Genomic DNA, 20,402 nt, shown 5'->3' with positions numbered 1-20,402 from the left:
TTTGCAGGATATTCCGTTAATGACTGACCTTGAAAAGGAAATAATAAAAAGGTACATGAAAAGGAGGGATAGGAATGGGACAAAATCGTCAGTTTACTTCAGGACAAAAGGCACCGAATAATGGTATATATATTGAAATTGGTGAAACAGGGGATGGTGTGAAAAACCCACAAAAGATTAAACTTAAAGCCGGTGACGCATTTCCTGAGACTTCAAATCATAACCGTAAATGGACTTATCAGCGGAAACCTTAAACAATGGAAGAGAAAAAGTCATCCGGATGGGATGGCTTTTTATATTTGTACCAAAAACAAGGAATCGTTTATAATAGTAGTAATAGGTCAAAAAAGGTCAAAAAGGAGTGAGGTAAAGTGGACTTAAACCGAATGACAGAACGATTACAACAAGGAATGATGGAAGCACAATCATTAGCAGTTAAAAATAATCATCAAGAGGTTGATGAATCCCATTTAATTTTAGCACTTTTGGATCAAGATGATAGCTTAATTGGTGCTATTTTAGAAAGAGCAGGATTACCTGCCTCAATCATCGAAAAAACATATCAGGATGGAATGACAAAAAAGCCTCAAGTAACGGGAAGCGGCGCCCAGTATGGAAAATTGTACATAACACCGAAGCTCCAAAGGCTTTTAGTAGGTGCAGAAGAATTTGCATCAAAGTTTTCCGATGAATTTTTATCAGTTGAACATGTTCTTTTAGCTTCAGCCTATTCAAATGAATCTGAGATGAACAAGATTTTAAAAACATATAGAAAGACACCTGAGAACATAATGCAAGCTATCAAGGAAATAAGGGGGAACCAGAGAGTGACTTCACAAAATCCTGAGGCTGTTTATGAGGCACTTAAAAAATACGGTAGGGATCTTATAGCAGAAGTAAAAGCAGGAAAAATGGATCCGGTAATTGGGAGGGACGCAGAGATCCGACATGTTATTCGGATTTTGTCCAGAAAGACAAAAAATAATCCTGTCCTAATCGGTGAACCCGGTGTAGGGAAAACAGCTATTGTAGAAGGGCTTGCTCAAAGAATTGTTAGAAAAGATGTACCGGAAGGACTGAAAGATAAAAGCATTTTCTCTTTGGACATGAGTGCGTTAATTGCCGGAGCAAAATTCAGAGGAGAGTTTGAAGAAAGATTAAAAGCTGTTTTAAATGAAGTGAAAAAAAGTGAAGGTAAAATTTTACTGTTTATCGATGAGCTTCATACTATCGTAGGTGCAGGTAAAACGGATGGGGCGATGGATGCAGGCAATATGTTAAAACCGATGCTTGCACGCGGCGAACTGCATTGTATCGGTGCGACAACGCTTGATGAACATCGTAAATATATTGAAAAAGACCCGGCGCTTGAACGAAGATTTCAACAAGTGCTTGTACAAGAGCCGAATGTCGAAGACACGATTTCCATATTAAGGGGCTTAAAAGAAAGATTTGAAGTGCATCATGGAGTAAAAATCCATGACCATGCCCTTGTTGCTGCTGCAACACTTTCAGATCGGTATATTACAGACCGATTCTTACCTGATAAAGCAATTGATTTAGTTGATGAGGCTTGTGCACTTGTTCGTACAGAAATTGATTCAATGCCGACTGAATTGGATGAAGTAACGCGTAGGGTAATGCAATTGGAAATAGAGGAAGCAGCATTAAGAAAAGAGCAGGATGAAGGAAGCAAACATAGGCTTGAAGCACTTCTAAAAGAACTTGCTGATTTAAAAGATGTGGCAAATGCTATGAAAGCAAGATGGCTGCAAGAGAAGCAAAGCATTCAAAAATTGCAGGAAAAAAGAGAGCAGCTTGAAAAACTTCGAAGGGAATTGCAACAGGCTGAGGACCGGTACGATTTAAATCGTGCCGCAGAACTCAGGCATGGACAAATCCCTTTAGCGGAAAAAGAACTAAAAGAGCTGGAAACAACAACTATGAAGGGTGAGCGGTTACTTCGTGAGGAAGTAACCGGTGAAGAAATTTCTAATATCGTTTCAAGGTGGACAGGAATCCCTCTTTCTAAATTAGTTGAAGGTGAGAGAGAAAAATTATTAAAATTGGAGGCACTTTTACATGAGCGAGTAATCGGTCAAAATGAAGCGGTCCAATTAGTTTCGGATGCAGTGTTACGTGCACGTGCGGGTATAAAGGACCCGAACAGACCAATAGGTTCCTTTTTATTTTTGGGGCCAACTGGCGTTGGGAAAACAGAATTGGCAAAAGCCCTGGCAGAGTCTTTATTTGATAGTGAAGAACAAATGATTCGGATTGATATGTCTGAGTATATGGAGAAATTTTCAGTTTCACGCTTGATTGGAGCTCCGCCAGGCTATGTTGGGTATGAAGAAGGAGGACAACTTACAGAAGCTGTGAGGAGAAGACCATATTCTGTTATATTGATGGATGAAATTGAAAAAGCGCACCCTGAAGTATTTAATATTCTTTTACAAGCACTTGATGATGGAAGAATAACCGATTCTCAAGGAAGAATTGTGGACTTTAAAAATACCGTTATCATCATGACATCCAATATAGGGTCGCAATTTTTACTTGAGAGAAGTGAGAATGAAATTGAGATAAGTGAGAACACAAGAGATATGGTTTTAAATCAATTAAGAGCACATTTTCGACCTGAATTTTTAAATAGAATTGATGAAACTATCATGTTTAAACCTTTATCATTAGGAGAAATAAAGACCATCGTTGTAAAGATGTTGAATGATCTGCAGAATAGGTTACAGGAACAACATATTGAAATTTCAATAAGTGAAGAAGCAAAGGAATATATTGCGGTCAACGGATTTGACCCAATTTATGGAGCGAGGCCATTGAAACGATATATACAAAGAAATATTGAAACAAAACTGGCGAGGGAGATAATTGCTGGAAAAGTTCGAGATCATTCTCAAGTAGAAATAAGAACAGAAGAAAACGATATAAGGTTAAGAATACAATAAGCCCCAAGTTACGGGGGATGATTACTAAGTAGAAAAGGTCATCCTGACTGGCAGGATGACCTTTTCATAAACATTAATGATGTTCAACTGGTTCATTTGGAATCAAAGATGAAACAATGAAAACCAAAATGGTTACAACAACGGATAAAATGGCACCGGTTTTAAAATCAAAAGCTGTACCAATCATAGAACTTACCACGTAAGTTAGCATTTCTACAAGAAGAAAAGACCAGAAAAAAGTCCAAAAGTATCGCACTATTTTTCACCTCTAACCTAATTTACATCTTTTTTCATAATAACATATGTTTTCAAAATAGAAAACGGCAAAATCGTCTTTTCTCATTTAGTGACGAAAATGTTCAAAAAAACCATAATAATAGAAAAATAAAAATGGGCCAATTGCCTTTCATCTTTTATGAAATGACATACATTATTTTGAGGAAATATGTAAAAGGAGATTTATCTATGGAAAACCGGAACTTTCAGATGGATACCCAATGGAATATCATCCATTACCCTGAAAAGCCCACAGGATTTGGAATTTTAATTATCGGAGATGAAAGGCATTTTGTGGACGAGAATAAATGCTTCTGGTCACAAAATGAAGGGAAGCTGGCCATAATCAATCAATTAAAAGAATCAGGGTACACCATTTTTTCCTCAAATCTTTATGGGCGTAATTGGGGTAGTAGGAGTGCTGTGGAGCTGGCACAAGGACTATATCAGCATGTGATACGAAGTGAAATCCTTAATAATAAAATTCATATTTTAGCCGAAGGAATGGGAGCTCTAATTGCATTGAAATTAATGGAGAAATTGAAAGGGAATCTAAGGTCAGTAGTTTTGCTAAATCCGATTCTTTCCTTAAAACATCATCTTGAGCAGGAGAAGGAACATAAGTTTTTTTACAAGAAGGTAATGAAGGAATTAATGGATGCTTATCAAAAGGAGCAAAAATTACTGGAAAGAGATATTTTTGGCATGGATGAAACGGTAACACTTGAATTTGGGATTCCCGTTAAAATCATTCATGTTTTGTCAGGTGGAAAAGCATATAATCAATCTAAATTGATTCAACAAATTGTTAATAATATCAATACAATCGATACGAGTTATATTCTACCTGAAAAAAAACAGCAGCTGGGTAGAATGTTTATTAAATTCTTCAAAAGTCATGAGGCAGTTCTATAATCAACTCCCTCCCCAATAAGAAATATTTCCGATTGAAACGGCATAGGATTCATTAAGGAATGATTGGGGAGGAATGTATTATGGACAAGGCAATTATTTTTGGTGTATTTGATTTTGTAAGTTTTCATGCGTGTAAAACTTTACTTGATAAAGGAATTGAAGTAAAAGGCATTCATATGGATAATGGTAAAAAAATACCTTTTCTGGAAGAAAAAAGGCTGGAAATTGGACGGAACGCAAATTTTGAAGAACAATCCTTTTTGGAATGGTCCCGTCTTAGCAAGCCGGAAAAACCTAATAATATGATAATTTTTTCACTATACGATTTTTTTATGCTTTATAACGAAGCAATTTTGAAAAAGGAAACAATTATTAGACCTATTCTCCAATTTTTAGAACGGAATAGAGATGGATGTGAAACAATTGTTTTTATTCTTCCAATCCAGTTGTTAACAAGTTCACATGATTCTCAATCACTAAGTGACCTTGAAGAATTTTTAGATCAAACAATGAATATTAGAAAAAATATTCAACTTTTTTTTATCCCTACAATTTATGGACCTTGGCAACCAAACACTTTCCTTTTTCAGCAAACTATTTTATCAAAAATTAGTATGAATGAAGAAATTAATGACCTTAGAGAATTTACAATGGATGCTCTTTTTATAGAGGATGCTCTTGAAACAATAATTGATATTATTGAATCAAGGATACCGGGTAAATATTTGATAGAAAGTGGTAAAAAAAATCAGTGGGATTTATGCGCAGCATTTTTAAATATTGATGATAAATTAATAAACACAAGAGAACGTGTATCAATGGCAGTTAATAATGAAATGATCAAAGTTCCACTTAGAAATGTAACATCCATATCAGATTCACTTTCAATCCAAATCGAACATACACAACGGTTGTACGATAATATTATTAAATAGATTGAAGCCCCGCAATTATTCCATGCGGGTTTTTTGGCGGTCTACATGATTTATGATTTGCTGAATCAAATACAAATAATGGGATTTAAGGGGAATTATCTTTTCATTTTAGCCGTTGCAAGGTAGAATAAAGGTGGGAAAAACCGGTTTTACAAATGTTCTTTTTTCGACTATCAAGGAAACCGGGAAGTTGCCGCAATAAGAATAAGAAGGAGATACATATGAGTAATCAAGAGAAATCATTTCAATTTATGGCGATCGCTATGAAGTATTTACCCGAAGCAAAAGAGCAGTTAGATAAAGCAGGTGTTGAATTATCAATGGACTTAATTCAACCATTTATGGATCTTTTTACGAAAGTAATGCAAGAAGCTTATGAACTAGGATTCGAAGATGCCCGAAAAGAAATAAATCAATAATAATAAAATAAAGCTGCCAAGGGCAGCTTATTTCTTTTTCAAAAGTTGTTCTACAAAAGGATATGCCTTCTGAAACAATGGTTTTAGGTTTCTAGCGGATTCCATGAGTGTGTCAATATTAACTATTAGTTCCTCAAAATCGATAGAGGGTTGAGATTGATTGGCAGTTGTCTGAGAATCCTTTTTTTCGTGATCCCTTCTTGAACCAAACATCAAACGGTTAAACGGATTTCCATCAGTTTGTTCATTTAGCTTTTGCTTCTCTTCCATTTCAATTAAATCTCCTTTTATTATTTTTCCTTAATTTAGACTATGATTTTTAAAATAAAATGTATGGACAATTGCGGATGATAAAAGTGGATAAAATAGTTGCTTAAATCCTGTTTTATTTGTTAAAATTAGTACCAAGTCATAATAATTGATAATAACCTTTAGAACTATAGACAAAGTATTTCAATGACAAAAGGAGATGGCTGTAATGAAAGCTGGTATTGTAGGAATCGGGAGATATTTACCAGAAAAAATAGTCACAAATGCTGATTTAGAAAAAATAATGGACACTTCAGATGAATGGATTCGGTCGAGAACAGGTATTGAAGAACGCAGAATTGCCGAGGATAGTATTGATACGTCCGATATGGCTTTTGAAGCAGCAAAAAGTGCCATTAATAATGCCGGAATTACTCCAATGGATATCGATTTAATTTTAGTCGCAACTGTTACGCCAGACAGTCCATTTCCTTCTGTTGCATGTAGGATTCAAGAACGTTTAGGTGCAAAAAAAGCAGCAGCAATGGATATAAGTGCAGCCTGTGCCGGTTTTATGTACGGTATCGTTACTGCGAAACAATTTATTGAAACTCAAGTATATAAAAATATCCTTGTAGTTGGTGTAGAAAAACTTTCAAAAATTACAGACTGGAACGATCGTAATACTGCAGTTTTATTTGGTGATGGTGCCGGAGCAGTAATCATCGGCCCTGTTTCTGATAACCGCGGAATACTTGCTTTTGAACTCGGTGCAGATGGTACAGGAGCAAAACATCTTTACCAAGATGAATATATTATCATGAATGGACGAGAAGTGTTTAAATTTGCGGTACGGCAAATGGGAGAAAGCTGTGTTAATGTTCTCGATAAGGCTGGTTTATCAAAAGAGGATGTTGATTTCCTTATCCCGCATCAAGCCAATATCCGCATTATGGAGGCTTCTAGACAAAGATTAGAGCTGCCTGTCGAAAAAATGTCGAAAACTGTTAATAAATACGGAAATACCTCTGCTGCCTCCATACCAATTTCGATTGTAGAAGAGTTAGAAGCGGGAAAAATCAAAGATGATGATGTCATTGTCATGGTAGGATTCGGCGGTGGATTGACCTGGGGTGCAATCGCCATTCGCTGGGGAAAATAAAGAGAATTTTTATTATAATAATGACTGAGGATTTTTAGATAGAAAAAGGAGTTGTAGGACATGGAAAAGCGCAGGGTTGTGGTAACAGGTCTGGGAGCGGTGACTCCCCTTGGAAATGACGTTGAAACTACATGGAAAAATATTATTGATGGAAAATCAGGGATTGGACCATTAACGAGAGTAAATGCTGATGAATATCCTGCAAAAGTTTCTGCAGAATTAAAAGATTTTAATCCGGAAAATTTCATGGATCGAAAAGAAGCTAGAAAAATGGATCGTTTCACCCAATATGCAGTTGCCTCCGCATTAATGGCAGTGAAAGATGCGAATCTCACAATTAATGAAGAAAATTCTCATCGTGTTGGAGTATGGATTGGTTCCGGTATCGGCGGGATGGAAACCTTCGAAGAGCAATATGAAATTTTTCAAAAAAGAGGATATCGCAGGGTAAGTCCATTTTTTGTTCCGATGTTGATTCCCGATATGGCTACAGGTCAGGTGTCCATTACACTTGGTGCCAGAGGCTTCAATTCATGCACCGTAACAGCGTGTGCAACTGGGACAAACTCAATCGGTGATGCTTTTAAAGTTATTCAGCGCGGCGATGCTGATGCTATGGTAACAGGTGGAGCAGAAGCACCTATAACGAAAATGTCTGTTGCCGGTTTTTGTGCAAACACGGCATTATCAACAAATCCGGACCCACAAACGGCTAGCAGACCATTTGATAAAAATCGTGATGGATTTGTTATTGGAGAAGGCGCTGGAATAGTTGTCCTCGAAGAATTAGAACACGCCTTAGCTCGCGGTGCAAAAATCTACGGAGAAATTATCGGATATGGTGCAACAGGTGACGCCTACCACATTACAGCTCCTGCACCAGGCGGTGAAGGCGGAGCCCGGGCAATGAAAATGGCCATTAATGATGGGGGATTAAAGCCGGAGGATATCGATTATATTAACGCACATGGTACAAGTACTGAGTATAACGATAAGTTTGAGACACTTGCAGTTAAAGAAGTATTTGGCGATCATGCTTATAAGCTGGCAATGAGCTCCACAAAGTCTATGACCGGTCACCTTCTTGGAGCTGCCGGAGGTGTTGAAGCCATTTTTACATTACTGGCTATGAGAGACAGTATTCTTCCTCCAACGATTAACTACGAAACACCTGATCCTGATTGTGATCTGGATTATGTACCAAATACAGCCCGTCCAAAAGAAATCAAAGCTGCAATGAGTAATTCACTAGGTTTTGGCGGACATAATGCAACAATTGTTTTCAAAAAATATGAATAATACGAAAAACGGGAAGCGCCCGTTTAGGTTATCTTAGTTTAAAAATTTATACTATTTTATTAAAAAATCGACCAGTGTTTCACTTGGTCGATTTTTTTAGTTATAGGCTATGGTAAAGCTCATTGTTGATTTTGCTTACTATGTTGATTGGAGCGGAAATCAACAGTCAAGTTTAACAGAGCCTAGTTATAAAAACCTATTCCGTTTCTTAAGAACCACTCCTAAAACAATACATAAAATGTTTAAAAGGGGTAACAGGAGTGAGGGTATGGGAGTCATTCGAACGGATAAATGGTTAAAAGAGGAGTTTGAACGTCCAACGAAAATTTGTGAAAAGCTTCTTCCCTATTTTAAAGGTCAAAATGTAAACGAGATTTATAATCAATTAATGCAATTTGGTATGTATCGGCCATCAAGGTCTTCCAAGATGAATTTAGAAAGAATGATAGAACAAAAAGTATGGAAAAATGCAGACCAACTATTCCATCATTATAAAAACAAATGGGCCGGTCCGGAAATCCCAATTTTTCTGTTCCCATTAGACCAATCCAGAGGTTTATTTTCAAGACAGGAAAGCAACAAATCAGGTGTTTCATATCCTGACAAAATGTTTTTATTTCTTTCGAATGTTGATGATACTAAAGAATTGGAGGCATTATTCGTCCATGAGTATCATCATGTTTGTAGGTTAAGAAATCTAAATAAGAAGATGAAGGATTACACATTATTGGATTCTATCATAATTGAAGGACTTGCTGAGTATGCTGTATTAAATAATTGCGGCAGCGATTATTTAGCAAAATGGTGCACCATGTATACCAAAAAGGATTTATCAGTACTTTGGGAAAAATATTTAAAAAGTCAATTAGGTAAGAGAAAAAATGAAAGAGTTCACGATAATCTTTTATACGGTGGAGGGCGAATTCCGAAGTTATTGGGGTATGCTGTAGGATTCGCTATTGTAGAAAATTATTACAATAATCACCATTATTCTACAAAACGGTCGTTTTCAATTCCTGCTGCTAAATTTATGGAAGGAAGTAATGGGTTTGGTTAAATAGGCCTATAAAAATAACACTTTTGTTAATCTAAAATATATGTAAATGATCATTTTGGTGTAATACTATTGCAATTGTAATAATTCCGTAATAAAATTTGTTTGAATATATTGAATTTATAGAATAATAACTAAGAAGGTGTACTATGAGCGAAAAATTATCACAACGCAAAGAGGCACCATTGCTAGAAGTAAAAAAACTAGAAGCTGCGTTTAATATTGATGGAAAAGATTATAATGCAATAGATAATGTTTCTTTCAAGGTAAAGCCAAGGAAAATTGTGGGTATAGTAGGAGAGTCCGGTTGTGGAAAATCAGTCTTAAGCCTTTCCATCCTTCAATTGCTGCCAAAAGGAATTGGAAAAGTAAAAGCAGGCGAAATCATTTTTGATGGAGTTAATCTTGAGAAAATGTCCGAATCTCAAATCAATAAGATACGCGGAAGAGAAATATCAATGATTTTCCAAGAACCCATGACCTCGTTAAACCCGGTTTTTTCAATCGGTTTCCAACTCCAAGAAGTATTTTTCAATCATTTGAAAATTTCCAAATCGGAAGCTCGCCTCAAAAGTATAGCATTATTAAAAAGTGTTGGCATATCCCGACCTGAAAAAATCGTTAATGAGTACCCTCACCGGTTGTCAGGTGGGATGAGACAACGAGTTATGATCGCGATGGCAATTGCCTGCCGGCCAAAACTATTAATTGCTGATGAACCAACTACCGCCCTCGATGTAACCGTTCAAGCGCAAATCCTCGAACTCTTAAAAGATATTCAAGAAATAAACGACATGTCAGTCATCCTTATCACCCACGATTTAGGCGTAGTAGCTGAAATGTGTGATGAAGTAATTGTAATGTATGCAGGAAAAATTGTGGAACGAACAGATGTGGATACATTGTTCTATAATCCTAAGCATCCTTATACAAAACTATTATTGGATGCTATCCCTAAAATGGATGAAGCGGAGGAAAGATTAAGTTCCATTCAAGGAATTGTCCCGTCTCTTACCAATATGCCTACAGATGGATGTCGTTTTGCAAATCGTTGTCCTAAGGCAATGCCGGAATGTTATTCCCTAACCCCAATCCTTGCAAATATTGAACAAGGTCACGAAGTTGCCTGTTTACTTTATAAGGCAAGTAAACCGAGAGAAGGGGTGATTTAATGGATACCATAACTGAACATTATGAAAAAAATCAACCATTCTCCCAATCTGAAAATCTTCTAGAGATACATAATTTGAAAACATATTTCCCTGTTAAGGGTGGTTTTTTTAAACATACGGTTGGGAATGTAAAAGCAGTTGATAATATTTCTTTTGAGATTAAAAGAGGGGAAACTCTTGGATTAGTTGGTGAATCAGGTTGTGGAAAATCAACTGCCGGCCGTACGATTCTCAGGTTATTAAAACCAACAGGAGGAAAGATTATCTTCGATGGAAGGGATATTACCAATCTAACCGGTAAATCACTTAGAGAGATTCGTAAAGATTTACAGATGGTGTTTCAAGACCCTTATGCATCACTAAATCCAATGCAGATGGTTGGTGACATTATCGCTGAACCCATATTTAACTTTAAAAAGAAAAGTAAGACAAACTTAAAAAAAGAAGTCATGGACCTATTAGAAAAAGTAGGTCTTCCTGAAGATACCTATCATAAATACGCACATGAATTTTCCGGGGGACAGCGCCAAAGAATCGGAATAGCCCGCGCCTTGGCGCTAAAGCCAAAATTAATTATTGCGGATGAACCGGTTTCCGCCCTTGACGTTTCCGTTCAATCACAGGTTTTAAATCTATTAAAAGATTTACAGGAAGTATTTGAATTAACCTTTTTATTTATTGCTCACGATTTAAGTGTAGTTAAACATATGAGTGACCGCATTGGTGTTATGTACTTAGGGAACATGGCAGAGATTGCGGCAAAAGACAGCCTTTATGCAGAACCTCTACATCCATATACTCAAGCGTTGATTTCAGCGATTCCCTCACCGGACCCACGGCATAAGAAGAAAAGAATCATTTTAAAGGGAGATGTACCAAGCCCATTAAATCCACCCTCCGGTTGTCCGTTCCATCCGCGTTGTCCTATGGCAATGAAAGAATGTTCAAAACATAAGCCTGTATTAAAGGAGGTGAAGCCCTCACATCGAGTTGCCTGCCACCTTTACTAAATAGAAAAAAACTAATAGGGGGAACGGATGAAAAAGAAAAGTATGCTTTTACTTACTGTTTTTACGTTGATCCTTTCATCTTTTTTAGCAGCGTGCAGCGGTACCAAAACAAGTACCGTGAAAACAGCAGATACCAAGAACCGGCAAACAGCTGATAAGCCAAAGGACGGAGGGACACTTGTATATTCGCTGGACTCGGCACCGGAAGGTAAATTTAATTTCAGTTTTTACGGAACTGATTCCGATGCCCAAGTCATCGATTTCTTTGATGAAAACTTAATCAAATTTGATGACAAATTAAAGCCGCAGCCAAATATCGCTTCATGGGAAACGAAGGATAACAAGGTTTATAATTTCACGATCAAAAAAGGTGTAAAATGGCAAAATGGTGAGGAGTTATCAGTAAAGGACTGGGAATTTGCTTTAAAGGTAATTGCTGACAAGGATTATGATGGTCCGCGTTATGCAAACGTTCAAAATATCCTGGGTGTTCCCGAGTATCATGAGAAGATGACTGATAAAATTGAAGGTATAAAAGTAATAGATGATTATCATATCCAAATTACTTTTGATAAAGCCCGTGTTAACAACTTAGAAAACCTATGGACATATGTTATGTCCCGGAAAGAATTCAAAGGTGTCGCGGTGAAAGATATGATGTCGTCAAAACAAGTACGGACAAACCCAATAGGGTTAGGACCATATAAGGTAACCAAGATTATACCTGGTGAATCCGTAGAGATGACTCGTTTTGATAATTATTTTGGCGGGAAGCCGCACATAGAAAAAATTATATTGAAAGTAATTGATCCTTCCTTAACAGTGGGCGAGCTAAAAAATGGCACACTTGATATGACATCCTTCCACCCTAGTATTATTGATCAGGTTTCAGCACTTCCAAATGTTAATGTGATTAAATATCCCGGTCTAAGCTACTATTATGTTGGTTTCAAATTAGGCAACTGGGATGGTAAGAAGAATGTCATGAATGATCCAAAATACAAGGACGTAAAACTTCGTGAAGCTATGTTCTATGCGATTAATCGTGAGGAATGGGTAAAAGCATTCTTTTTTGGTGTAGGAAAACCAGTGAACCGCCCGGTACCAACAAACCATTGGATTGCAGCTGATAACAAAGATCTTGAACAGTATAAATACAATCCTAAAAAAGCAAAAGAATTACTGGATGAAGCAGGGTATAAAGACGTTGACGGTGACGGTTTCCGTGAAGATCCCAAGGGCAAGAAATTTGTTGTCAGCTTTAGCCACTATCAAACGCAAAATCCAACCTTTGAGGCTCGGGCGAAAGCATTGACACAATATTGGGAAGCCGTTGGCTTGAAAACGAAGCTTATTATGACAGATGCTAACCTGTATTACGATATGCTTGACAAATCAGACAAGTCAATGGAAGTATTTTTTGGCGGATGGTCAACCGGCTCAGATCCGGATCCATCTCCGCTTTGGAAATCGGATGCTGTTTGGAATTATGCCCGTTGGGTTAATGCAGACAGTGACAAATTGTTGGATCAAGCAACAGATATGAGTATAGTTGGTACCGATCCGAAAAAACGGAAGGATATATATGTAGAGTGGCAAAAGCTATTCATGAAAGAGCTTCCTGTTTTACCAATCGCCGAGCTTGAAGAAACAATGGCAGTTAGCAAACGCGTTCATGGAGTTAGCTTTGATGTTTCCGGTAAAAATCGTCCAAATAATTGGTGGATTCAATAAAAAGTGAAGCAGTCAAGCATGCATTAATCTATGTTAAATATACAAATGCAATGGAATTCAATGGGGATGGGGTTTAATAGGAATTTTTTTACCCTAGCCTCTCCCTTTTGAAGAAAATTAGTTTAGGTGAAATTCATGTTTACATAGCTTTTAGACAAGGAGAATGCACATGCTGAAGTATGCATTTCGTAGAATATTGGGAATGATTCCAATGCTGCTCCTGATCTCCATAGTAGTGTTTACATTGGCAAAGTTAATGCCCGGGGATTCGCTTACCGGGGAAATTGACCCAAGGAATACAAATCCAAAGTATATCGCTGAGATGCGTGAGAAATTGGGGTATAATGATTCGATGCCAAAACAGTATTTCCGATGGATTGGGCATTTCGTTGAAGGAGATTTTGGAAAATCCACGCGCTTCAAAATTAGCGTATCCGAGGTCATTCGTGAGCGGCTTCCTAATACAATATTACTTGGTATTTCATCCATCTTCCTTACATATATACTGGCATTCTTTATGGGGTCATACGCGGGAAGGAAACCTTACAGTATTGGGGATAACCTAATTGGAGCATTTAACTATCTGGGGTATTCTCTTCCGGCTTTTATCGCCGGTGTATTCGCTATATTCTTATTTTCCTTTAAACTAAATTGGTTTCCATCTAATGGTTCCGTAGATATTGGAATTGAGGATGGAACTTTTGAATGGTGGCTAAGCCGTTTACATCATGTATTTTTACCTGCAATGGTACTTGGATTATTAAGTATAGCAAGTTATACGCAATTTTTGCGAAATGATATTATTGAAAATAGCCGCAAAGACTTTGTCCGTACAGCAAGAGCAAAGGGGACACCGGAAAGCAAAATATATAATGTCCATATTTTAAGAAACTCGATGATTCCACTTATTACATTTTTAGGATTTGACATTGTAGCTATAATAAGCGGCGGAATTATCACGGAAACCATTTTTACCTATCCCGGTCTAGGACAACTATTTTTGCAATCAGTTGGAACAAGGGATTATCCGGTTTTAATGACGTTGACAATGCTTTTTTCTTTCTTAACACTAATCGGTAACCTTGTTGCTGATATTTTATATGGTGTTGTTGATCCGAGAATCCGATTAGATTAGGGGGAATCAGAATGGAAATTGTAACTCGGAGTGAATCAAAAGTAAAAAAGATCACCCCGAAAAAAAGTTTGTCACCATTAGGAAGTGCCCGAAAGAAGTTTATAAAGAATAAATTAGCCATGATAAGTCTAATCTTTTTGAGTATTGTATCAGTTATTTCCATCCTTGCGCCATACATAACTACTGCTGATATAACTAGAATTAACATCGGTCAGATGTCCTTAGAACCATCCCATGATCACTGGCTGGGAACAGATAAAAGCGGCCGTGATGTATTTACAAGGTTACTTTATGGAGGACGCATCTCCTTGTTAGTTGGAATTTCCTGTACACTTTTTTCTATTTTTTTAGGTACATTAATTGGTTCCATTGCCGGCTATTTTGGAGGATTTATTGATAATTTATTAATGAGAGTGACAGACTTCGTTTTAAACTTTCCTTTTCTTGTTTTTGTTATTGTTTTAAACGCGATTTTATTTGGTAAAGTATCGGGTTTATGGGTTTTAATCGGGGTAATAAGCTTACTTAGCTGGGGTGGGATTGCTCGTATCGTTCGCAGTAAAATCCTTTCTGAAAAGGAAAATGAATATATAATCGCAGCGATTTCAATCGGCTGTACACCTGCTAAGGTTATTATCAAACATCTTTTACCAAATATCCTATCAACTATCATCGTTCAAGCGACAATTACGTTTGCTACGATGATTGTAGCTGAATCAGGCTTAAGCTTCCTTGGATTTGGTGTTCCACAAGACGTCCCAAGCTGGGGTAATATGCTGTCATCTGCTAGTGAACCGGATGTTCTCCAATTTAAATGGTGGATTTGGATTCCACCGGCATTCATCATTACTGTCACCATCTTATCCATTAACTTTATTGGTGAAGGCTTAAAGGATGCTTTCAATCCTAAAACAAGATAAAATCTACCATTAAAAATGGTGGATTTTTTTGTTGTTTAGGAAATTATAAAATAATTTGGTTTGGATAATTTGAAAAAGTTATCTGAATCCAGCTCCAGCGGCTAGTAGACTTCGCTCTCTACGATAAGTCAACACGGAAAAGCTAACGCTCTCCGTGTTTCCTTTATCTCAGTCGAAGCGCTCCAGTCCATACGCCGCTAACCGGGCGCTTGCGCCTTTTGTTCTTGCATTTTTTATAATCAGAGCATTGCTATATCCGATGATAGAATCAACTTTGTATTATAAACATTAGTTCATATAAACGAAGGAACATTCATATACATAGGGTAACAATAGGACAAGGTATAGGGTGTTTACAATGGATAAGGAAATTGGACATGGTATTTAGGATATTTATCTTTTTAATAGGATATTGGATGGCGGTATATGGCGGGATTGTTACCGTTGCTTACATGAACTTATTAACTGTCGGCCTAAGCTTAAAAGAATATTTAGAATTTACCTTGCAACGAGTGGAATGTTATTTACTACCCATCGGTATTATTATCATAACGTTAAGTGTGTACTTCCCAAATACCTGTAATAAACAATAACTGGAGCAAAATATATATAAAGGAATAATTTAACTTAGGTCTGCCCATACTGATTGACAAACAGTTTCTTGAAGTGAGGGGTTGTACAATGTTGTATCTTCATGATGTTTGGGTAAATTGGTTTGAAGGTGAAGAAAACGGTTATAATGTCTGCCACTTCCATGAATGGCGTAAAGATGACGGGGTCGAATTATTAGATCAAGTTCCGCTATTAAAAGTTGAACAGATTCTATTTAACTATATTGAGAACGATCTCTCAGAATTACCTCAACAACTTCTAGATGATATTTATCAAAAAGCTTATTTAAGGAAAAACCATGAAAGAGTCCAGCTTGATTATTGTTTTGTTGTGACGGATGGGGTGGGGATTTTAGCGATTGATACAATCGGGTATAATATCCCTATTCGCAAAAGCAGGCTTATACCAAGACAAGAACAACTTGTTTACGAAATGATTGAGTCACATGATGCGCAAAGTTACCATTTTTATCAGCAAAAAGATATGAAGGATTTTCACATTTTATCACCTGAACCAACTTTGATGAGAGGTTTAACCCGAAAAGAGAGGCAATTAAAACAGCTTTTATTCATGGCTCTTGACCAACTGCATTCTTCAAAGAATGAGGCAGAAGTCCGCTATTGGTTCACGGAGTGGTGTCCGGAGAAGTATTCATCAATACAGGAATTAAATTTTGAAGCAGCTTGGGAACAGCTATTTGAAGAAACAAAATTTGGATGGTCTAAAAGGCACGAATTATTTTGTGAAAATCTGATAAAAGGACAGCCATTTTTTGAAAAGCTTTGGGAAATGGAACATGGTCCAAAAGTAAATTAAAAGCCTGACCCAAAAGGTATTTACCTTTTGCGGGTCAGGCTTTCATTTTTTCCTTATCTTTTTCTTCCTAACCCCAGTGCATTTTCCATTTTTCTTAATGTCTTATTGGCCACTAAACTAGCCTTTTCAGCACCCTGATCTAAAATATCATCGAGCCTGCTTGATTCAATCAAATCATAGTATTTATCTTGAATAGGTTTGAAGACATTTACAACAACTTCTGCCAGATCACTCTTAAAGTCTCCATAACCTTTACCGACATACATATCTTCGATTTCACCAATGGATTTCCCGCTTAAGATAGAGTATATCGATAATAGATTTGAAACGCCGGGTTTATTTTCCTTATCAAATTTAACCAGGCCATCTGAATCTGTTACTGCACTCTTAATTTTCTTCACTATTTGTTTTGGATCATCAAGAGGAGTGATAAAAGCCTTTTGGTTTGGATCTGATTTGCTCATTTTTTTCGTTGGTTCTTGCAGAGACATGATCCTTGCTCCGACCTTAGGAAGACGAATTTCAGGAATAGTAAGAATTTTACTGTATTTTTTGTTAAATCTTTCAGCAAGGTCTCTCGTTAATTCCATATGCTGCTTTTGATCCTCTCCAACTGGAACAATGTCTGTGTTGTATAATAAAATATCTGCTGCCATTAATGGAGGATATGTTAACAAGCTTGCTGAAACTGCTTCTTTTCCAAAAGATTTATCTTTAAATTGTGTCATCCTTTCCAATTCACCGATATAGGATACACATTGCATTATCCAGCCGGCTTGGGCATGTGCCGGAACTTCTGATTGAATAAATAAAGTAGCTTTAGTTGGATCAATTCCAACAGCAATGTATAGAGCTGCCAGGCTGCGAATGTTTTTTCTTAAAGTTTGCGGGTCCTGTGGAACGGTAATTGCATGCTGGTCAACAATACAGAAGAAACAATTGTATTCGTCCTGTAGTTCTACAAATTGCTTCATTGCTCCAATATAGTTACCAAGCGTAATTGTACCACTTGGCTGGATACCTGAAAAAATTGTCTTCATTGTAAATTCCTCCTGAAAAATGTAAATAAAAAACCATTCATCCCATAAAAATAGGGGCGAATGGTTCGCGGTACCACCCTAAATTACTCAAAAAAGAGTCACTTAGTTCCATAGTCCTAATTGGATTATGGGTCCTTATAACGTTAGGAAAACGTCTATTCCTACTGCTTCCATTTAATAAAGGTTTGGAAAGAAGCTCAAAAGTCCATTCCGTATTAATTCGTGTTTGTTTTCACCAGCCACAAACTCTCTAAAAACGAAGGAAAATACGTACTACTCTTTATCATCGCTCTACAGCTACTATTCATTTATTCATATTATAAATAAATGTATATTGGTAATCAAGTACGCAAAATATAATAACAGACAAGAGCTATTAACATGAAAAGACCGGTAAAAGAGCCATAAAAGAGCGCTGGCTTTGGACTAATGGTTACGAGTTCAGATAATGATGGGATTTCATTGAATTTCCTTTTCCATTGTCCGCGTGAAAAAGAAAAATTTAATGATTTTGAAATCGCATCATAGAATCCAGTATGAATTGTATAAATAAACAAGGAAGTGATAAGCAATGCTGCCGTAATGTAAAAAGATATATTGATATATCTTACTAAAGTGATTTTATGACTTGTGAAAAAAGAAATAGCCAAAATACCTAATTGAAAAGAAGCTAAAATTAAAAGTTTTTTCTTGAGACGAAATTTCAAATAAAAACCTCCAAAATGTTGATTTAACGGGTTAAAGCATAACAGAAAAGCAAAAAATACTATAAGTTTAAATTATATCATAGGTTTATGTAATGCTAACGTAAAAATTGTTTCGGAACTGTAAATAAATTTCGGAAAAGTAATGTACAATTATATGAAAATATGTATAATAGAGAATGTAGTAATTTTTCAGAATAATAGAAAAGGGAGGTCTACTAGTGAAGAAATCAAAACTTTCACTACTTTTAGTTTTATCGCTGGTGCTTAGCATGTTCTTAGCAGCATGTTCTGGAGGCGGCAGTAAAAATCAAGGTACAGATACAGGAAAAACTAACGGCAAAGATTCCGGAACTGCACAGCTTGCAGACAAGCAGGAAATCAATGTTTTGGAAACTGCTGAAATTCCTAATATGGACAGTGTAATGAACGAAGACGTTCTCGGCAGCGAGATTGTTTCTCAAGTAAATGCAGGATTATACCGTTTGGATCAAAATCAAAAGGTAATTCCTGATGTTGCTGACGGGATGCCGCAATTTAATGCGGATAAAACAGTATTAACCATTAAATTGAAAAAGAATGTTAAATGGTCTAATGGCGACCCTGTAACTTCTCATGATTTCGTCTATGCGTGGCAGCGGGCAATTGATCCGAAAACGGCCGCTCCATATGGTCCATATTTCATGCAAGATAAAATCAAAAATGCAACAGAAATTGTGAACGGCAAAGCAAAAGCTCAAGATTTAGGGATTAAAGCTTTAGACGATTATACGTTGGAAATCGACTTAGTAAGACCGCTACCATATATCGAATCTTATTTAACATTTACATTATTCTATCCGCAAAATCAAAAGTATGTACAAGCACAAGGTGCAAACTATGCGAAAGATGCTGCACATCTGCTATATAATGGTCCGTTTAAAATGACTAAGTGGGATGGCACGCAAGCCGACCAATGGACTTTAGAAAAGAATGCAGACTACTGGAATGCAAAAGACGTTACGTTAAATAAAGTTAATTTTAACGTTGTGAAAGATCCGCAAGCAGCTGTAAACGCATTCACTACCGGACAGGCTGATATTACAGGAAGGCTTGCTTCATCAGCTGTCATTTCGCAGTATCAAGGTTCTAAAGAATTATTGCGCTTCCTTGAACCATCTATGTGGTGGTTGAAAATGAACGAAAACAATCCTGTTTTAAAAAATGTCAATATTCGTAAAGCAATTGCTTTAGCAGTTGATAGGAAATCATATGTAAATAACGTGTTGGCAAACGGCTCAGTTGAAGCAAATTACTTGGTGCCAAAAGAGTTTACATACAATAATGGCAAAGACTTCCGCGATGGCGCCGGAACTTATCTGAAAACAGATAAAGAACAAGCTAAGAAGCTATGGGAACAAGGTTTAAAAGAAGTAGGCAAAACAGATGTAACATTCACTTTTGTTGGTCAAGATACTGAAACAGCGAAAAAAGAGGAAGCATTCATCAAAGACCAATTGGAGAAAACTCTTCCTGGATTGTCCGTTAATATTCAAAGTGTTCCGTTCAAAATCCGTATTGACCGCGAAGACAAACAAGATTACGATATAATTTTTAGCGGTTGGGGACCAGACTATGCTGACCCAATGACATTCATGGATCTTTTCCTAACAGGTGGAGGTCAAAACCACATGAGCTTCAGCGATCCAAAATATGATAAGCTGATTAAAGATGCTCAAACAACTTTGGCTGCTAAACCGGATGAGCGCTGGAAAGCTCTACAAGATGCTGAGAAGATCTTGTTAGAAGACGATGCAGCATTTGCACCACTTTATCAGCGTGCTGTTAACATTTTAGTAAATCCAAAGATTAAAGGTTTACAACACAATCCATATTCTGATTATAGTTTCGTATGGGTTAAAGTTTACAAATAGGTACCATTTTTAAGCAAAAACAAAGAGAGTATATTAGCAAATATACTCTCTTTTTACCTGTATCAGAATTG

20 protein-coding genes and 1 other annotated feature are annotated in these 20,402 nt (G+C 36.8%); of the genes, 16 read left to right on the top strand and 4 right to left on the bottom strand.

Annotated elements, in window-relative coordinates; genetic code table 11:
- Window positions 1–74: 74 nt before the first annotated feature.
- Window positions 75–254, top strand: coding sequence for a YjzC family protein (locus tag AC3ANV_RS22055; RefSeq protein ID WP_488310795.1), 180 nt, complete (start codon window positions 75–77; stop codon window positions 252–254).
- A 117-nt stretch (window positions 255–371) separates the two neighbouring features.
- Window positions 372–2,966 carry an ATP-dependent chaperone ClpB gene (gene clpB / locus AC3ANV_RS22050; RefSeq protein ID WP_488310794.1) on the top strand — a complete coding sequence of 865 codons (2,595 nt, stop codon included), beginning with the start codon at window positions 372–374 and terminating at the stop codon, window positions 2,964–2,966.
- A gap of 73 nt (window positions 2,967–3,039) precedes the next feature.
- Here clpB and AC3ANV_RS22045 read toward each other — a convergent pair whose 3' ends face one another.
- Window positions 3,040–3,222, bottom strand: coding sequence for a YjzD family protein (locus tag AC3ANV_RS22045; protein WP_488310793.1), 183 nt, complete (start codon window positions 3,220–3,222; stop codon window positions 3,040–3,042).
- Window positions 3,223–3,431: 209 nt separating this feature from the next.
- On the opposite strand from AC3ANV_RS22045, the gene AC3ANV_RS22040 reads away from it, so the two are divergent.
- The 3 genes from AC3ANV_RS22040 (at window position 3,432) to AC3ANV_RS22030 (ending at window position 5,511) form a co-directional block, all read left to right on the top strand.
- Window positions 3,432–4,157, top strand: coding sequence for a lipase family protein (locus AC3ANV_RS22040; protein WP_488310792.1), 726 nt, complete (start codon window positions 3,432–3,434; stop codon window positions 4,155–4,157).
- Between the two features lie 80 nt (window positions 4,158–4,237).
- Entirely contained in the window at window positions 4,238–5,092 is an 855-nt protein-coding gene (locus AC3ANV_RS22035; RefSeq protein ID WP_488310791.1) for a hypothetical protein, read from the top strand.
- Between the two features lie 221 nt (window positions 5,093–5,313).
- Window positions 5,314–5,511 carry a ComZ family protein gene (locus tag AC3ANV_RS22030; RefSeq protein ID WP_488310790.1) on the top strand — a complete coding sequence of 66 codons (198 nt, stop codon included), beginning with the start codon at window positions 5,314–5,316 and terminating at the stop codon, window positions 5,509–5,511.
- 27 nt (window positions 5,512–5,538) lie between these two features.
- On the opposite strand, the gene AC3ANV_RS22025 is transcribed toward AC3ANV_RS22030, so the two are convergent.
- Window positions 5,539–5,781 carry a hypothetical protein gene (locus AC3ANV_RS22025; RefSeq protein ID WP_488310789.1) on the bottom strand — a complete coding sequence of 81 codons (243 nt, stop codon included), beginning with the start codon at window positions 5,779–5,781 and terminating at the stop codon, window positions 5,539–5,541.
- A gap of 208 nt (window positions 5,782–5,989) precedes the next feature.
- Here AC3ANV_RS22025 and AC3ANV_RS22020 point away from each other — a divergent pair, with 208 nt between their 5' ends.
- From AC3ANV_RS22020 to AC3ANV_RS21975, 10 genes are all read left to right on the top strand, one after another.
- Entirely contained in the window at window positions 5,990–6,922 is a 933-nt protein-coding gene (locus AC3ANV_RS22020) for a beta-ketoacyl-ACP synthase III (RefSeq protein WP_488310788.1), read from the top strand.
- Between the two features lie 60 nt (window positions 6,923–6,982).
- Entirely contained in the window at window positions 6,983–8,221 is a 1,239-nt protein-coding gene (gene fabF, locus AC3ANV_RS22015; protein ID WP_488310787.1) for a beta-ketoacyl-ACP synthase II, read from the top strand.
- A gap of 268 nt (window positions 8,222–8,489) precedes the next feature.
- Window positions 8,490–9,278, top strand: a complete 789-nt coding sequence (locus AC3ANV_RS22010; protein ID WP_488310786.1) for a DUF2268 domain-containing putative Zn-dependent protease — start codon at window positions 8,490–8,492, stop codon at window positions 9,276–9,278.
- Window positions 9,279–9,424: 146 nt separating this feature from the next.
- The gene (locus AC3ANV_RS22005) at window positions 9,425–10,447 is read left to right on the top strand and encodes an ABC transporter ATP-binding protein (RefSeq protein WP_488310785.1); all 1,023 of its coding nucleotides are present in this window, start codon (window positions 9,425–9,427) and stop codon (window positions 10,445–10,447) included.
- A complete protein-coding gene (locus tag AC3ANV_RS22000; RefSeq protein WP_488310784.1) occupies window positions 10,447–11,457 on the top strand; it encodes an ABC transporter ATP-binding protein in 1,011 nt (336 codons plus the stop codon). Before AC3ANV_RS22005 ends, AC3ANV_RS22000 begins: the two co-directional genes overlap by 1 nt.
- A gap of 27 nt (window positions 11,458–11,484) precedes the next feature.
- Entirely contained in the window at window positions 11,485–13,191 is a 1,707-nt protein-coding gene (gene opp4A / locus AC3ANV_RS21995; RefSeq protein WP_488310783.1) for an oligopeptide ABC transporter substrate-binding protein, read from the top strand.
- A 169-nt stretch (window positions 13,192–13,360) separates the two neighbouring features.
- Window positions 13,361–14,326 carry an oligopeptide ABC transporter permease gene (opp4B, locus tag AC3ANV_RS21990; RefSeq protein WP_488310782.1) on the top strand — a complete coding sequence of 322 codons (966 nt, stop codon included), beginning with the start codon at window positions 13,361–13,363 and terminating at the stop codon, window positions 14,324–14,326.
- 11 nt (window positions 14,327–14,337) lie between these two features.
- The gene (gene opp4C / locus AC3ANV_RS21985; RefSeq protein ID WP_488310781.1) at window positions 14,338–15,246 is read left to right on the top strand and encodes an oligopeptide ABC transporter permease; all 909 of its coding nucleotides are present in this window, start codon (window positions 14,338–14,340) and stop codon (window positions 15,244–15,246) included.
- A 377-nt stretch (window positions 15,247–15,623) separates the two neighbouring features.
- On the top strand, window positions 15,624–15,839 hold the full coding sequence (locus tag AC3ANV_RS21980) for a YuzI family membrane protein (protein ID WP_488310780.1): 216 nt from the start codon (window positions 15,624–15,626) through the stop codon (window positions 15,837–15,839).
- A gap of 88 nt (window positions 15,840–15,927) precedes the next feature.
- Window positions 15,928–16,674: a DUF3603 family protein gene (locus tag AC3ANV_RS21975; RefSeq protein WP_488310779.1), complete on the top strand. Its 747-nt coding sequence runs from the start codon at window positions 15,928–15,930 to the stop codon at window positions 16,672–16,674.
- 53 nt (window positions 16,675–16,727) lie between these two features.
- On the opposite strand, the gene trpS is transcribed toward AC3ANV_RS21975, so the two are convergent.
- Window positions 16,728–17,714: a tryptophan--tRNA ligase gene (gene trpS / locus AC3ANV_RS21970; RefSeq protein WP_488310778.1), complete on the bottom strand. Its 987-nt coding sequence runs from the start codon at window positions 17,712–17,714 to the stop codon at window positions 16,728–16,730.
- Between the two features lie 49 nt (window positions 17,715–17,763).
- Window positions 17,764–18,010, bottom strand: a binding site (T-box leader).
- A 45-nt stretch (window positions 18,011–18,055) separates the two neighbouring features.
- Window positions 18,056–18,421, bottom strand: coding sequence for a hypothetical protein (locus AC3ANV_RS21965; RefSeq protein WP_488310777.1), 366 nt, complete (start codon window positions 18,419–18,421; stop codon window positions 18,056–18,058).
- 218 nt (window positions 18,422–18,639) lie between these two features.
- Here AC3ANV_RS21965 and AC3ANV_RS21960 point away from each other — a divergent pair, with 218 nt between their 5' ends.
- Entirely contained in the window at window positions 18,640–20,331 is a 1,692-nt protein-coding gene (locus AC3ANV_RS21960) for a peptide ABC transporter substrate-binding protein (RefSeq protein ID WP_488310776.1), read from the top strand.
- Window positions 20,332–20,402 lie beyond the last annotated feature (71 nt).

It is taken from the genome of Neobacillus sp. DFD-2R (assembly GCF_057747865.1).
Note: the sequence above shows the minus strand (reverse complement) of the source record. Positions and strands in the feature narration are given on the sequence as shown.